Here is a 473-nt window from a genome sequence, read left to right on the forward strand (position 1 = left end):
AAAATGTTTTTAGAACCTAGATTAGAAGCGATTTTCAGTCCAAATTCTTACGGTTATCGCCCCAATAGAAATGCTCACCAGGCATTATCAAAAGTTAGGGAAAACTGTTGGAAACACAACTGGGTGATAGACTTGGACATTAAAGGTTTCTTTGATACTATAGACCACAATAAACTGATGCTTGCGGTAGAGAAACACGTACCCGAAAACTGGGTCAAATTCTATATCAAAAGATGGTTGGAAGCTCCTGTTGTTACAAAGTCTGGAGAACTAATCGAAAAGCAAGGGAGGGGAACGCCACAAGGCGGAGTAATCAGCCCATTATTGGCAAACCTTTTTCTACATTATGCTTTTGACAAATGGTTAGAACAAACAGATAAAAATGTAGGTTTCACGCGGTATGCCGATGATGTGATACTACATTGTAACACAAAAGCCCACGCAGAGCAACTATTAAAATTAGTGCATCAAAG

General features: G+C 39.1%; 1 protein-coding gene. It reads left to right on the forward strand.

Going from position 1 to position 473, the window contains the following annotated elements; all coding sequences use genetic code 11:
- Nucleotides 1-473, forward strand: a 473-nt coding sequence (locus ACH2AZ_RS12510) for a reverse transcriptase domain-containing protein (RefSeq protein WP_394908102.1), incomplete at both ends; no start/stop codon positions are given.

Origin of the sequence: uncultured Mesonia sp. (assembly GCA_947499595.1) — a bacterium.
Classification (GTDB): Bacteria; Bacteroidota; Bacteroidia; order Flavobacteriales; family Flavobacteriaceae; genus Mesonia; species Mesonia sediminis.